The sequence below is a fragment of the Microbulbifer agarilyticus S89 genome (assembly GCF_000220505.1).
Taxonomy (GTDB): Bacteria; Pseudomonadota; Gammaproteobacteria; order Pseudomonadales; family Cellvibrionaceae; genus Microbulbifer; species Microbulbifer agarilyticus_B.
Window position 1 is genome coordinate 73,677 of record NZ_AFPJ01000042.1, and the last position, 14,983, is coordinate 88,659.

Consider the following 14,983-nt stretch of genomic DNA (forward strand, 5'->3'; position numbering starts at 1 on the left):
TAAATAGACATTTCTTGCCACTTCCCCCGGGTCGGCCGCCTCGCGGCCGGCCCCTTCTTCCGAGTTACCTCTAGTCCGTGCACCCTCCAGTACCAGTTCGCATTTCTGAAAAAAACGCAAGAACGGGAAAAATTCGCGCCATACATTATTGTCGATTGTTAACAGTTTATTGTTAAATATTGATACCGCGGATATAACGTGGACAGCTGCTGTGAAGTCGAGTGAGGCTTCAAGTAGCTGAAAGCAGAAACTACGGTCAATTCAAAGCCACTTCCTGTGCGCTTTGCCATTGCGAGGTATCGGCGAAACGCCAGAGCGGTTCAAAAAATAATAACGACACAAGCGGTACCGTGTCTCGATCCCGGAGCAAGCGATGAAACTCCCCTACCCCAGGCGCCCCCTGGCACTGGCACAGTCTGTGCTGGCGGCAGGACTCGCCTTCAGTACTGCTGCAACCGCAGCAGACTATCGAATAGAGGCTGAATCCTTCAGCAGCGTCGGCGGTACCTACGCCGATGGCCAGCCTCAAAAAATCAGCGTTTACAATGTAAATGGTGTGACCGCCATTAACTATGTAAACCGTGGTGACTACGCCGAATACGCCTTGCAAGTTGCAGAAGCCGGCACTTATAACCTGCAATATCTGATCGGTACCAGCATGACTTCTGGCGCAGAGATCGATTTCCAGATCGGCTCCGGCAGCAACTGGACATCCCTGGTCAAGAAGGCGGTACCAGCAGGCCACTGGGATAATTTCCAGCCGCTGGATGCAGGTAACGTTTCGCTTCCAGCGGGCACCATTAACCTGCGCGTTGTTGGCTCTGGCAGCAACGACTGGCAGTGGAACCTGGATGCCCTGGAACTGACTCTCGTCAGCACCGGCGGCTCTAGCAGTAGCTCAAGCTCAAGCAGCAGCTCGAGCGGTGGCTCTAGTAGTTCCAGCAGCGCCGGTGGCAGCACCGAATTTACCGTGGAAGCGGAAAGCTTCGCGCAGGTTGGCGGTACTTATGCCGACGGCCAGCCGCAAAAAATCAGCGTGTACTCAGCCAATGGCGCGACCGCGATTAATTACGTCAATAAAGGTGACTACGCGGAATACTCCGTTTCTGTGCCTCAGGCGGGTAACTACGACCTGACCTATTTCGCCGGCACTGCGGTGAACGGCGCGCAGATTGATTTCCAGCTGAACAGCAGCGGAAGCTGGCAGACTTTGGCACAAACCAATGTTCCGAACATCGGCTGGGACAACTTCCAACCGCAAGCCGCGGATACCGTATACCTGCCAGCGGGCAGCCAACAAATTCGCGTGTACGGCGGTGGTAGTAATGATTGGCAGTGGAACCTGGACCGCATGGAGTTTGCGTATACCGGTGGTTCCTCAAGCTCCGGCGGTTCTTCTTCCAGCAGTTCCTCGAGTAGTTCGTCCAGTTCTTCAAGTAGTTCGTCGAGCAGTTCGTCCAGTTCCGGCGGCAGCAGCTCCAGTTCTTCCTCGAGCTCGTCTTCCAGTTCCTCGTCGAGCTCCTCAAGCTCCGGCGGTTCCTCTTCCAGCTCCAGCTCTGGCGGCACCTCGCCCGGTAACGGCAGCCCGGTTTCCGGAACCTTTACCCTGCAGGCAGAAAGCGCCCATGTAGTAGGTGGTGATATCGACACCTATGCCATCAACGGTGGTATGGCAGTCAACTACTTCAACAGTGGTGACTACCTGGAGTACAACCTGAGCCTGGATCAGTCCGGCCTGTACCGTCCAAAGTTCTATGTGGGCACCGGAAATACTTCCGGTACGGCGGTTGGACTGATGGCCACCGACCACGAAGGTGAGCTGGTGATCAAAAACACCACCGATGTGGTGAGCCAAGGCGACTGGGATAGCTTCTATCTGGTAAATGCTTCCAGCGAAGTGAACCTGTTTGCCGGCGACCTGACCATCCGTATTTACGGTGCCGGCAGTGAGGACTTCCAGTTCAATATCGACTACGCCATTTTCGAGCGCGTGGGTGATGCTGACCTGAACCTCGACGGTGACGGCGACGGTACGCCGGATGTTAGCGACCAGTGCCCGAGCACAGACCCAGCGGAAACCGCCAACAGTGTCGGCTGTGCACCCTCGCAGCTGGATACCGATGAAGATGGCATCAACGATGCGGAAGACCAATGTCCTACTACCGGACCTGGCGAATTCGTGAATGCCGTAGGCTGTGCGAGCCCCGGTGGTGACGACGACGACTTCGATGGCGTACTCAACACGACGGATCAATGTCCCAACACCCCCTACGGTCAAAACGTTGACCCAACGGGTTGTAGCAGTTTCTCAGACAGTGATAGCGATGGTGTTGCAGACAGCGCGGACAACTGCCCGTCTACTGCCGCCGGTGCGTTTGCCAATGAGTCCGGCTGTTCTGCCGCACAAGTTGGTAATACCCACAGCGCTACCGTCACGGTAAATGCCAACATCGCACATAGTGTTAACGGCGTATCCGACTTTGGTCGCGCTCGACATATCACAGCGCATACTGCGATCTATGAGCAGGACTGGGTTGGTCACTCCGACAAGCTGAACTACCTGCTAAATACCCTCGACGTGACCCTCGGGCGCGACAACGGTACAGCTACCTGGAAGTTCTCGGATACCAAGGAAGACCCGAACAGGGAAAACTGGCCGGATATGGACTACATGGTGACACGCGGGCAGGAGCTGCGTGAAAACTATGAAGCCAACGCGTTCTACAAGCGCTTCAGCCCGGAAAGCACCGAACTGATCGCCGGTACCAACCCACATCCCACCTACCCGACACTGAGCTGGTACGACAACGGGAAGACCTGGCACAACTGGCAGCCGATGGATATCCAGACCTCTGCCGCATGGATGGGCCAGTACCTGAAGCACTACTACGCCAACAGCAGTAACGGCTTTATTGGTGATCCAATGCCGAAGTACTGGGAAGTGATCAACGAACCGGACATGGAAATGAAAACCGGTAAGTTCATGGTCACCAATCAGGAAGCGCTGTGGGAATACCACAACTTGGTAGCGCAGGAAATCCGTGCGAAGCTCGGGAATGAGGCACCGTTGATCGGTGGCATGACCTGGGGGCAGCACGACTTCTATCGTCGCGATGGAATCTCTCGCTATGGCGATGATAACTATGCCCAGTGGATCACTGCTGAGGACCCGGCAGAAGAAGCCGCTGCCGAAGCCTTCTTTGAGAATGCGATGGCTACCACGGTGGACGATACCCGCGATCAGGACTGGTATCAGTGGGATGTGATGTGGAAAGGCTTTATGGATGCTGCCGGTCACAACATGGACTTCTATGCGGTACACGTCTATGACTGGCCCGGTGTCGATGGCGACAACATGTCGGTACTGCGCCGCAACGGCCACCTGCCCGCCATGCTGGACATGATGGAGTGGTACGACGTTTACCAGAATGGTGAAGCCAATCGTAAACCTATCGTGCTGTCTGAGTATGGTGCGGTACAGGGTGGCTGGGACTATCTGGTGCACAACAATCGCTACGAATCTGAGGTGATGAAGTCCTTCAATGCGATGTTTATGCAAATCCTGGATCGCCCAGACTACGTCATCAAGTCCATGCCGTTCACCCCGGCGAAGCCGCTGTGGGGCTACAAACCATTCGGCTGCGGTTACGACGAAGTACGTACCTGTACTGCGCCTTACCACTACAGCCTGATGAAAGAGACTGCGCTCAACAGTGACGAGTGGAAGTGGTCCGACTACATCCAGTTCTACGAGCTGTGGGCAGATGTTGACGGCACACGGGTAGACAGCGTTTCCAGCGATGCAGACGTACAGGTTCAGTCCTATGTAAATGACAACGAACTGTTTGTCATCCTCAACAACCTGGAGACCTATGCCACTACCATCAACCTGAACGTGGCGGGCCTTGGCGGCGCTGCGGTACAGAATGTTGAAATGCGAAATATGCGTTACGACAGCAGCTATGACACCGTGACCGATCGTCACCACATGCAGCAAGCACCCAGCACGCTGACACTGGGTGCCGATGCAACGGTTGTTCTGCGCTACACCTTGGGTAACAACATCACCATCAACCAGTCCATGGATGAGAAGAAGTACTTCGGTAACAGCGTAAGTGGTGGCAGTGAACCTCACCGCATTGCCGTGGCCGGCGGTGCCAAGACACTGAGTATTAACAATGTGTCGGTACCTGCAGGTTACGCTGAAGCGCAACTGCGCCTGACCGTGGCACTCTTTCCGGATGAAGACGACAAGGTCGACACCAACCTCGGCATTGTGTCGCTCACCGTGAATGGTGAAGTGGTCGAGACACCCATTGACTGGCGTGGACGTCGGGCAAACAACGCCGAACGCTACTTCAACACACTGGAAATTCCTGTGCCTGTTGAATTGCTGCAAGCCAACAACACCATTGCCGTGGACTTCCGCCACGATGGCCAGTTGGCGGTTGCAAACCTGGTGATCAAGGAGTTTAGTGCGGCGCCTGTGCGCAACTAAAGACGAAAAAAGTAGCCGAAAAGCTCTAGAAAATCCGGTATCGCGAATATAAATTCAATACCGGTACTGTTAAGCCCACAGCTCTGTCTGTGGGCTTTTTTGTTGCCCAGAAAGACTCAACTAAAACTATTCAATAGGAAACCTATACTTCCGTAGAAATAGGCAAGCATAGAACACAGGAATTAGATTAGACGGCTCGGAATATCAGTTGGACAGAATGGAGAGGGTGTTGATCTGTCCTTAAATTAGAGGGCACTCCAGAGCCAGAAATACAGCACTATTCCACTAAGAAACAAATGGAACACTCCAGTTCCTCAGAAACATATACACCTGGATTCTGGTAGGTAACCTTTTCGTCACACCAAAACTTTTTACCACTGTCATATTCCCAATAAAATCCCGCGGTAAAAATTTTCAACTTTTGAATGAATCCGTAGAACAACCCTTTTTCAATATGAAATTGATCCTTATCACTCAGTGCAGCTGGAAGTTTATATGGGTACTAAGGACTGACTTCTCTCAAAGAGCTATAGAAATCCTGAGAGACTGTAGCGGAAAATTTGGCCTATTCGCAGCTTCGGAATAGCGCATCATCTGCAACCCCAAAACAAAAGGCCGCGCCTGTTTCCAGACGCGGCCAAGCAATGACAATAATTGCTAAGAGGACTTAAAAGCGTGCCTGTACACCCACGCGGAACGCACGACCAGTCTTGTACTCGATTTCGGTGCGACCTTTGGTTGCATCACCATCGAGGGGGTTACCCTCATCGTAGTAAACCGGAGCACCACTCGCATCGACATCACCCAGGTCCATAAAGCGGCTGGTGAAATAGGTGCGCACTTCAGAGTCAGTCAGGTTTGTAGCCTGGAAGTACACATCGAAGTTGTCGTTGACTGCATAGGTGGCCGAGAAGTCCAAGGTATTACGACCTTCCTGCCAAAGGGAACCGTTGTTCCAGCTACGATTTGCCAGCTGGTCGGAGGTACCCTGGTAAGCCAATCGAAGCTGGTGACCATTCTGCTCCCAGAAAACAGTCGCGTTATAGCTATGCTCTGGGGTATAGGCTACCGGCAGTTCCGGCAAGACAATGTTCGGATCGAGAGAAGATACCTCTTGATCGTAGGCACTATCCTGATAGGTATAGTTAAACATGGTACCCAAGCCAGCAAACACACCCGGCAGCATGTCGTAGGTTTGCGTGTACTGGAATTCGGCACCCAGGATCTCGGCGCCCTTACCATTGTTAATCTGCGTGGTCTGGAACTGCGCACACAATTGACTCAAGTCGTCAGAGTAAACCCAGTCTTCAGCCAACTCACCAAAGTTCAGGATACGACGCGGCATACAGCCTTCGAGGTCATCTTCACTCTTAATCAGATCGGCAGTGCTGTAGGGTTCACCGTTCTCGTTCAAACCGAGATCACGCAGATCATCTAGGTAAGTAACAATGGTTTGAGACTCTTCAAAGTTGGTCATGTCCTTGTAGAAAAGTCCAGCCGCCAACAGGGAGTTCTCAGCAAAGTACCACTCAAATGCAATATCCAGGTTATTGGATTCGAGAGGGTCCAGCTTGGTATTCGTCAGAGTCACCACGTTTCCTGGACGATCAAATCCACCCCAAACGCTTTCAGTGACTTTAAAGCCAGGACGCAGGGAATCGATCTGCGGACGAGACATAGTTTTGGACAGAGCCAAGCGACCTACCATCTCATCATTGATCACGTAATTCAGGTTCAAGCTTGGCAACAAAACGCGGTAGGTGTGGTCATCATCAACCTCGAAAGAGCGTTTGCTAAGATCACCTGTGGGCAGAAGCTGTCCATTTTCATCGTAGCGACGCTCACCGTACACATAGTACTGCTCGGTAGACAGGTCAGTGTGACGCCACAACCACCAGTTACTCGCTGGAGCACCATCTCCTGGGTGGATACGCTCAGCGCGTGCGTCGTAACAAGGCCCCTGATCGGGTAGCGGGGTATCGTCTTCTTTGGTTGCGGTTCCCTGAGTGTCGTAACCCTGGCCATCTACACGCGACCAACGAATCTCCTCGTTCCAGTCCGCACCGTACCAAACTGGATCAGCACAGGTTGGTAGAGAGGAATCCCGTAGTTCCGCCAATTTAATTGGGTCCAAAGTACGACCAAGGTTGAATGGATCACTCTGGAAAGTCACACCGGAATATCCGCTAGCAAATACGTCTGTCTCCACATAGCGCAAACCAGCGTCGCCACTCAAGCGATCATCCAAGAAAGAGAAGTTCGCCTTGAAGTAAACAGCCTGATTATCCAGCTCAGCAAAGCGGGTCTCGGTGTCGTCAGGAATAAAGCCCGCATCTGGACTTCCCTGAGCAGCAAGGAATGCTTTTTCTGCAGAAATAGTAGTCCAGCCGTCAGTGATATTGTTGCGGCTATAACCGAGAGACTCCATGAAGTCATCTGCAGGGAACTCACCCTCTTGGATATAAGTTCCAGGAATGTCCTGAAGGCCGTTAATGGTAGCTACTCGAACGCCAGTATCTGGGTCTACAACTACGACGCCCTCTCCTACCGAAAAGAACGCACCGGTTTGGTTATCGACAAATTTTTCTCGGTTGGAAATCTTCGCACCAAATTCAAGTCGATTAACACCTGCGAAATCCACATCCCAGTCTACATCTACGTATGCGGTTTTCTGAGTATCTTCGACTGCACGCACGGTACGGGCAAGATAGGAGAGATGCTGAGAACCCAGATCATCCGGGTTAAAACCAGTGGTTGAGAAGTTGTCCCAGACAGCACCACTTTCTGGATACTGGGTAGTACCTTGATCAAGCTGCCCAGTACCGCCAACCAACTCACATACGCCTGAAGTACAGTCAAAGCCAACCGGCTCAAGTTCATCTGGAGTTGCGTGCTGCAGTACCCACGCATTGATATTCGCGTAGTTTTGCAGGTTTACGTAAAGCGACTGATCAGGGATCTGCTCTGCGCTGGAATAACCAATACCGCCACTAACGACCACACTATCGCCTATCTCTTGGCTGATATCGATGGCAGCAATTTTGTTTACGTTGCTGAATTTGTTCTCTGACTGGGAGATGTCACCCAGTGCAGCACGGTTCAACATCTTGGTGAAGGTACGAGTCTCTGTATCGTATGTGTGCCAGTCTTCCTGAGGATCACTATACTCGGCAGGATCAAGAAAAAGACCCGGAGTCGAAACACCCTCAACCTTGTTACCGTAATCACCTATACGGGTGCGAATACTATGAGTAGTCGCTTCGATATCCTGTTCGTTCCAGCTCAGGTTGGTATTAACTTCAGTGGTATCAGTCGCTTGCCACTGCAGCGCTACGTTTACACCCTTGCGATCACGCTGGTTTTCCGCCAGTTCCAGGTTCGAGAAAGAAGGAACAATACCAGTAACATCATTAACGATGTTGCCGTTCTGGTCGCGTGCGATGCGAGACGTGTAGGTAGTAAAAGTTTCAGCGCGATATTGATCTTTTCGGCTGCTGCTTGATTCGTCAAAAGTAGTAAGCAAAACACCGAAGGTATCGTCAATAAACTTACCGGTATAGGTTTGCGAAATCTTATGGCCGTGATCGTCGGCCAGGTCATTGTAACGACCCTGGGAATTGATATTGAAGCCTTCGTTAACCTCGAGCGGCTTGGCCGATACGAGATTAATGTTGGCACCTAGCGAGCCTTCATCGTGATCCGCACTCGGGGTTTTTACAACCTCAATTTTGGAGAGAATATCAGCAGAATAGGACGAGAGGTCAACCGCCTGGCTAAAGTCGGTCGCACCGAGCTGCACGCCGTTCAGGCTAATGTTGTTCTGCTGAGCGTTTGCACCACGTACGGTAATGGTGGTGCCCTCACCGTCCGCCGTCTGCATGGAAACACCGGTCACGCGGGACAGGGCTTCTGCGATGTTCTGGTCGGTGGTCTTGCCGATGTCTTCGGCGTTGATGGTGTCCTTGATATTACCGCCGTAGCGCTTGTCATCAATAGACTTTTCAATACTTGCACGGATGCCCGTTACCTGAACTTCTTCAAGTGCTTCGTATTGGTTTTGTTCGTCGGATTCCTGCGCAAGCGCTTGGCCGCCACATACGGACAGTACCGCAACTGACAGTGCAGACATACGGAAGCGATTACGTACATTGGACGTAGACATGGTTATCTCTCTCCATCGGATCGTATTTTTATTATCAACTCGGCATTCACTGATACCGCTAGTGGCGCCGCCCCTAGATTTCGAATGAAGACCCGTTAGTTAAATTATTTGGGTTTCCTCCATCGATAGCTCAATCATCCACCAACGCCCAAATACATGTCAACTGTTGATTGTTAACAATATTCAATCGTTGTTTAATAGCGGCTGAAGAGCGCGTCAGGGGGCAAAAGCCTGCTCACTGACCCGAAAAACACTAACTTATTGTTTTTAATATACTTTTTACGACTCGCCGGAAAATTCCGTTAGCCGTTGTTGACAATTTACAAGCATGCACTCCGGGAGTAAAGCGCCAGACCTATCTGCTGGGCTTGACCACCGACTGGCGCCTTAAAATGCCCGTTAAACATGTCAATAATCCCTTTCGTGACAGTGATTTTCTCATACCCCAGCGGGTGCGCAACAAGGAGACATGACTGAGATGACAGATCTGGTAATTCTTGGGGAAAGCATGGTGGAGTTCAGCCAGGTAGAGCCAGGCCTCTATCAACAGTCTTTTGCCGGCGATGTACACAGTGTGGCCGTTTACTACAAGCGCCTTGCGCAGGCCGATGACCGGGTGCGCCTGATGACCGCCGTTGGCTTTGACAGTGCCAGTAACGGCCTGATTGATGCTCTGGAAGAGGAGCACATCGATACCTCACTGGTGTTCCGCCACCCCCACCGCCAATTGGGCCTTTATATGGTGAACACCGATAACGTCGGCGAACGCAGCTTCAGTTACTGGCGGGATAGCTCGGCGGCGCGGGAAGTCATGCCGTTGTTCCGCGAGGCAACACAAGTCGCGGGAGATGGGGGCTACTCCCCCGCCGGCCTCGCACCCCGGCCCGACATGTTCTTCTTTAGTGGTATCTCTCTTGCTGTATTGACGCCGGAGTCACGCCCCGCCTTTTGGGAGCTGGTGGAAAAGCTGCAGGATTGCGGTACCAAGATCGTATTCGACCCCAACTACCGCCCGAAGCTCTGGCAGTCGGCCAAAGAGACCCGCGAGCAGTATGCACTCGCCTTTGCCTATGCGGACCTGGCATTGCCGGGGATCGAAGACCTGGAAGCATTGTATGGAGTGAAGGACTTCTCCGGGGCCTGCGATCTGCTGGAGCCCTTCTCCATTACCGAGCTTGTGATTAAAGACGGCCCCAATGGGGTCTACTACCGAGGCCCCAAGGAGCGCTTTTTGGAACCGATTACAGCGGTAGATAAGGTAGTGGATACCACCGCAGCCGGCGATTCCTTCAATGGCAGCTACCTCGCCTTCCGCAGCCAGGGCGCATCCCCTCGCCAAGCGATCGCACAGGCGGCGAGGGTTTCTGCCGTAGTGATTCAGCACCGCGGGGCGCTTGTCGACCAATCCCGTTTTCCGGATACATTCGCCGACTAGCTCAATTGTTTCTCCCATAGAAAAATAACGAAACACGGTCTCAATCAATATGAAACGTCGCAACTTCATCAAGTTAACTTCCGGTACTGCGAGCATCCTTGGCGCAGCGCTGACCCCGGCACTAACGCCTTCTCTTGCTTCCGCAATGGCGGCAGCCAGACCCGAGCTTGTCGGTACCCGCCCTATTGAAGCCCTCCCCGAATCTGGCTTGCAGCACTGGCTGGGCGGGCCCCTGTGGGGCAATCGGCTACAGGACTGGCACTGCAACAATGGACGACTGGAGTGCTTGCAGGGGGAAAAGTCCTTTGAAGTGCGCACCGCAGCCTTGCTGACCCGCGAACTGAACAACCGCCACCAGGCGGGCCGGCTGCGCGCCCGGGTAGGCCTGCTGACACCAGAAGCCGGAGGCTTTTGCGGCTTTTTATTAGGTGTGGGAGCTGGAGAACTGGATTACCGGGGAGCCGCTCTGGCACAACGCGCCGGTGGAACCAACGGCGGCTTTATGGCGGTGCTGGATGACCAGGGAAACCTGAGCTTCCGCGACTTTTCCGACCAAAAGAACAGCATGGCGTTTACCCGCCTTGAGCGCGCAGGCAGCGTCGGCATCGACCGGGTAGGCACACGGGAGATTCAACTGGATTGCCATATCGATCCGGTGACCAACGGGCGGTTTGATGTGCGCCTGATTGCCAGCGACGTACACAGTGGCAGTGAACTCGGGTTTGCGGTGCGCAGCGGCGTAGAGGCTGAGCAACTCACCGGTGGGATTATGCTGGTTTCGTCTCCACACCATCAGCAGGCCGGTGCCCGCTGGTGGTTTAGTCATATTGAAACCGGCGGCGACAAGATCTCAGCCTATCCTGAGCGAGCACTCGGTCCAGTCATGGGCTGTATGCACAGCCTGAACTGTGCCAATGGGCCCGATAACGCGGTGCTGAAATTGTCAGCGCAATTTATGCCAATCGACCTACAGGCGAACCCTGCTGCACGGCTTGAATACCGCGTGCTTGGCACCGAAGAGTGGGTCGTCGGGGCCGAGGCAAAAATAGAAGATGGCTACGTTGCGGCGTTTCGTATTACGGGCTGGGATGCCGGGCAAGATCACGAGTATCGTGTGCGGTATGACAAACGCGAAGAGACTTTATACTCTGGGCAGATACAAAAAGACCCCGCTAAGAGCGACGCACTAAAAATTGCGCTGTATTCCTGCATCACTCCTACTGCGAAGAGCCTCGACGACATCGCAATAAAGAAACATATTCCGGAAGAGCGCACCCTTGGCCGCTACACAGAGGATTTTGTCTTCTTCCCACATGCGACACTGACCAAACATTGCGACAGTCACCAGCCAAACCTGTATGTTTTCGCCGGTGACCAGTACTACGAAACCTTTCCCACCCGCTACGGCCGCGATACGCCCCAGGCAAAGCTCGACACGCTGTATCGCTGGTATCTCTGGTACTGGACCTTTCGCGAATCCGTACGCAACCGCCCGTCGATCCTTCTGGTGGACGATCACGACGTATTGCAGGGCAACTTGTGGGGCAACAAAGGCGATGCCAGCGGCGGTCCGCGGGAAGAAGACGGCGGCTTCAAGCACGATATCGACCTGGTAAAAATGGTGTACCGCATGCAGAGCAGCCATACCCCGGATGCCTATGACCCCACCCCGATCCAGCACGGCATTCCAGTCACTTATGCGCACTTTGTCTATGGGAAAACCAGCTTCGCCATGGTGGAGGACCGCAAGTTCAAATCAGCACCCGACTATGAAGCTGAGCGACTCACAGTCACCGGCAGCTTGCTCGGCAGCCGGCAAGAGGCGTTTTTACAGGACTGGAAGCACATGGATCCGGGCATGCCAAAGGTTTGCCTCACCGCGTCCATCTGGGGCTCACCGCAAACTGATGAGACCGGCGCGGGCTTAGTTGACTACGACGCAAACGGCTACCCGCCCGATGGGCGTACCCGCGCGGTCAAACTGGTGGAAGACGCGAACGCACTGGTACTCGCCGGCGACCAGCACCTGGGAATGCTCGCACAGCAATACACCAATGACTTCTCCGGCGGTGCCCTGTTTTTCTCGGGACCCGCCTCCGCAGCATTTTGGCAGCGCTGGTTCGAAGGGTTTGGCAAGCTCGAGAACCCGGTCGGGAACGACCCGAATACCGGTCATTTCATTGATCCGTTTGGCAACAAGATGCGCGTATTAGCGGTCGCCAATCCGAAAATTTCGCACGCAGAGTTCAGTGACGACAATACCAGCTGGGGAAAATTTGTTTCGGATCGGGCGCTGAAGAGCGAGGGCTATGGATTGGTAACCATTGACCAGACTGCCAATCACTACACGATGGAATGCTGGCCCTGGGACGCGGATCCACAGCGGGATGCACAGTTTGCCGGCTGGCCACAGGTGCACCCCATCCTATCGGAACAAGATACCTAACGAATACGTGGAGAGCACACCTAAATCCAGCCACCTGAATGCGCGGTGTTCGCCGCGTATTCAGGCACACTCACAGCTGATTCTTTCTCTGGATTAATTTTCGCACTTGCCCCATCGAGGCACTCAACCAATACGCTGCCTGCAAGTATCCGTGCTGATGCATATACACAAGTTTGTCGGCTTCCAGCTGCTGTAGCTTCTCGTCATTGACCGTGTAAAGACCTTCGTAGCGCTTCTGCTCGCCACTGGCAAACTGGACATTGATATGCGCGGGCTCGATCAAGTCGTTGTCGGCCAGAAATTTCAAGAAAGCGGTGGTTGATTCCATCCCGCCCATGAGCTGACCCAACAGGTCACTGACCTCATTCATAAACGGTGTGTTGCTGCCTTCATCATCAAATAGGCGCATACCATCCGCCGAACTCCCGTCGCGGTTTACCCGCGGGCTATCCATATCCAGGGTGATCACCGCACCTTTGTCTTCGCCCGGCCCCGCTTCAGGGTTTCGATACCCAACCATGAATGGCTGCCTGCGGATATGCATGGGGACATATTGCGCGTCCCAGTTATCGCCATGTAAAAACAGGTTTTCACCCGGCTCAAAGCCCAACAACGCACACAGCGAAAATTGGCCGTTTTTAGGGTCCTTGGTGATACATACTGGATATTCGAGTACCAGATTGCGCAGCTCATTTGCCACCACTGGCACCAGGTGTGTCAATTCACCAAAAGCGGCGCCGCGCTTGGTCATCACTTTCAAGTTGCGATGGCTCTCGTTGTTCAATGCAACGGTATTGCTCATTTTTTCTCCCTCACTACTGCTTATTCTTGATATTGGCTGGTCTGGACTAGCTTATATTTTCTGTAACCCATGCCGGCAAATTTTATTGATTAAATCCCTGTGTGTTTCCAGCCCCTCCAGCATCTGCTGGGTGGCCTTACATTTTTGCTGAAACAACTGCCCTGCCTGCTCAAGCGATGCGCGCGATACACCGTGCACTGCGGGTTGCGTCTCGAATCCCATACCGTACAAAACATATTGGTAGCTCGCCGCCGGGAACACCTCTACTGCCCGATCAAAGTCGTCGTGCCAAGGTGGCTGGTAACGCCATAAGGTCAGCAGCTCCTGCAGACTGTCGGGAATCGTAGCCGGGTCGCAATTGTCGATCCAGAAACGGCTATCGGTGCGTTTGGTTAGTACATAGTGCAGCTTCAGGAAATCGATAATCCTGTCCCAGCGATACAAGAACGTCTCATTGAAACGACGGGCAACCACATCCATTGCGGCGCGACTTGCTGGAAACTGCTCCGCGAGCATGTTTGCCGAGATCTCCACCAACACCAGTGCCGAGGCTTCCAGCGGTTCCAGAAACCCCGCCGACAAACCAATGGCCACACAGTTCCGGTGCCAGAATTTTTCCCGGTGGCCGGGTACAATCGGGATTTTACGCACACCCAGCCGATCCAGCTCCCCTTCGCTTACCTTAAGGTACCGCGCCAGTTCGCCATAGGCGGCACTGTCGCTCGTGTGGGCGCTGGAGAAGACATGACCCACACCGCGCCGGCTCTGTAAACCAATGTCCCATACCCAGCCCGCATTCTGCGCGGTGGATATGGTATGGGTCGCTATCGGGCTATCTTCGCGCTCGTAAGGCACCTGTACCGCAAGCGCGCTATCAATAAACAGAACATCCTTGCAAGAGCGGAACGGCACCTTGTAGTGACCACCGAGCAGACGCGAACCGAAGCCACTGCAGTCAACAAATAGATCCCCGGAAACTTTTCCGTGTGCCTCCGTCCTTAGCGCCGCGATATCGCCCGTCTCCGATTCCTCAATGCCGGTAACATCCGCGAGAATATGCCGCACATCAAGATTTTCGGTGCAATGGCGTTGCAAAAAGCCTGCGAACTTTCCCGCATCCAGGTGATAGGCGTAATTGGCAACCGCCGCATATTCCGGGGTACCAATCTGCTTGGGGGCTCTATTGTGTTCACACAACGCTTCCTGCGGACAGACTGCATTCGAGAAGGACTCCGATGTGTTACCGCCAAGCCAATGGGTGGCGAGATTGTGGTTATGAAAGCCCTCCGGCTGCACCAAGGGGTGGTAGTAGAACTCGTCGTCAGCACCGGTAGTCCAGCGGGCAAATTTCGCCCCCTGCTTGAAGCCGACATTGCACTCACGAATAAACTCGGTTTCCCTCACCCCCATTTTTTTCAGTGTGCTGCGCATGGTGGGCCATGTGCCTTCCCCCACGCCGATAGTGGGCACATTTGGCGATTCAACCAAGGTGACACGAACCGGCTCCTCCTGCTCCCTGTTAAATCGGGCCGCCAAAGTGCCAGCGGTTATCCACCCTGCTGTGCCGCCACCAAGAATCACAACCGAGTTAATGGGATCAGACATACCTGGCCTCGAATTTATTATTTTGGAATCAGATT

6 protein-coding genes are annotated in these 14,983 nt (G+C 53.6%); 3 read left to right on the forward strand and 3 right to left on the reverse strand.

Annotated features, from left to right (window positions below):
- Positions 1 to 373 precede the first annotated feature (373 nt).
- Positions 374 to 4,498 (forward strand): carbohydrate-binding protein, encoded by a 4,125-nt coding sequence (locus AS89_RS17605; protein ID WP_010133215.1) that lies wholly within the window; start codon positions 374 to 376, stop codon positions 4,496 to 4,498.
- Positions 4,499 to 5,165: 667 nt separating this feature from the next.
- Here AS89_RS17605 and AS89_RS0113450 read toward each other — a convergent pair.
- The gene (locus AS89_RS0113450; protein WP_010133216.1) at positions 5,166 to 8,660 is read right to left on the reverse strand and encodes a TonB-dependent receptor; all 3,495 of its coding nucleotides are present in this window, start codon (positions 8,658 to 8,660) and stop codon (positions 5,166 to 5,168) included.
- Positions 8,661 to 9,138: 478 nt separating this feature from the next.
- Here AS89_RS0113450 and AS89_RS0113455 point away from each other — a divergent pair, with 478 nt between their 5' ends.
- Positions 9,139 to 10,095, forward strand: a complete 957-nt coding sequence (locus AS89_RS0113455) for a sugar kinase (RefSeq protein WP_010133217.1) — start codon at positions 9,139 to 9,141, stop codon at positions 10,093 to 10,095.
- A 49-nt stretch (positions 10,096 to 10,144) separates the two neighbouring features.
- Entirely contained in the window at positions 10,145 to 12,541 is a 2,397-nt protein-coding gene (locus tag AS89_RS0113460; protein ID WP_010133218.1) for an alkaline phosphatase D family protein, read from the forward strand.
- A 70-nt stretch (positions 12,542 to 12,611) separates the two neighbouring features.
- On the opposite strand, the gene AS89_RS0113465 is transcribed toward AS89_RS0113460, so the two are convergent.
- Together AS89_RS0113465 and AS89_RS0113470 are read right to left on the reverse strand one after the other, a co-directional pair.
- Positions 12,612 to 13,343 carry a SapC family protein gene (locus AS89_RS0113465; protein WP_010133219.1) on the reverse strand — a complete coding sequence of 244 codons (732 nt, stop codon included), beginning with the start codon at positions 13,341 to 13,343 and terminating at the stop codon, positions 12,612 to 12,614.
- Between the two features lie 51 nt (positions 13,344 to 13,394).
- The gene (locus tag AS89_RS0113470) at positions 13,395 to 14,948 is read right to left on the reverse strand and encodes a tryptophan halogenase family protein (protein WP_029250035.1); all 1,554 of its coding nucleotides are present in this window, start codon (positions 14,946 to 14,948) and stop codon (positions 13,395 to 13,397) included.
- Positions 14,949 to 14,983: the final 35 nt, after the last annotated feature.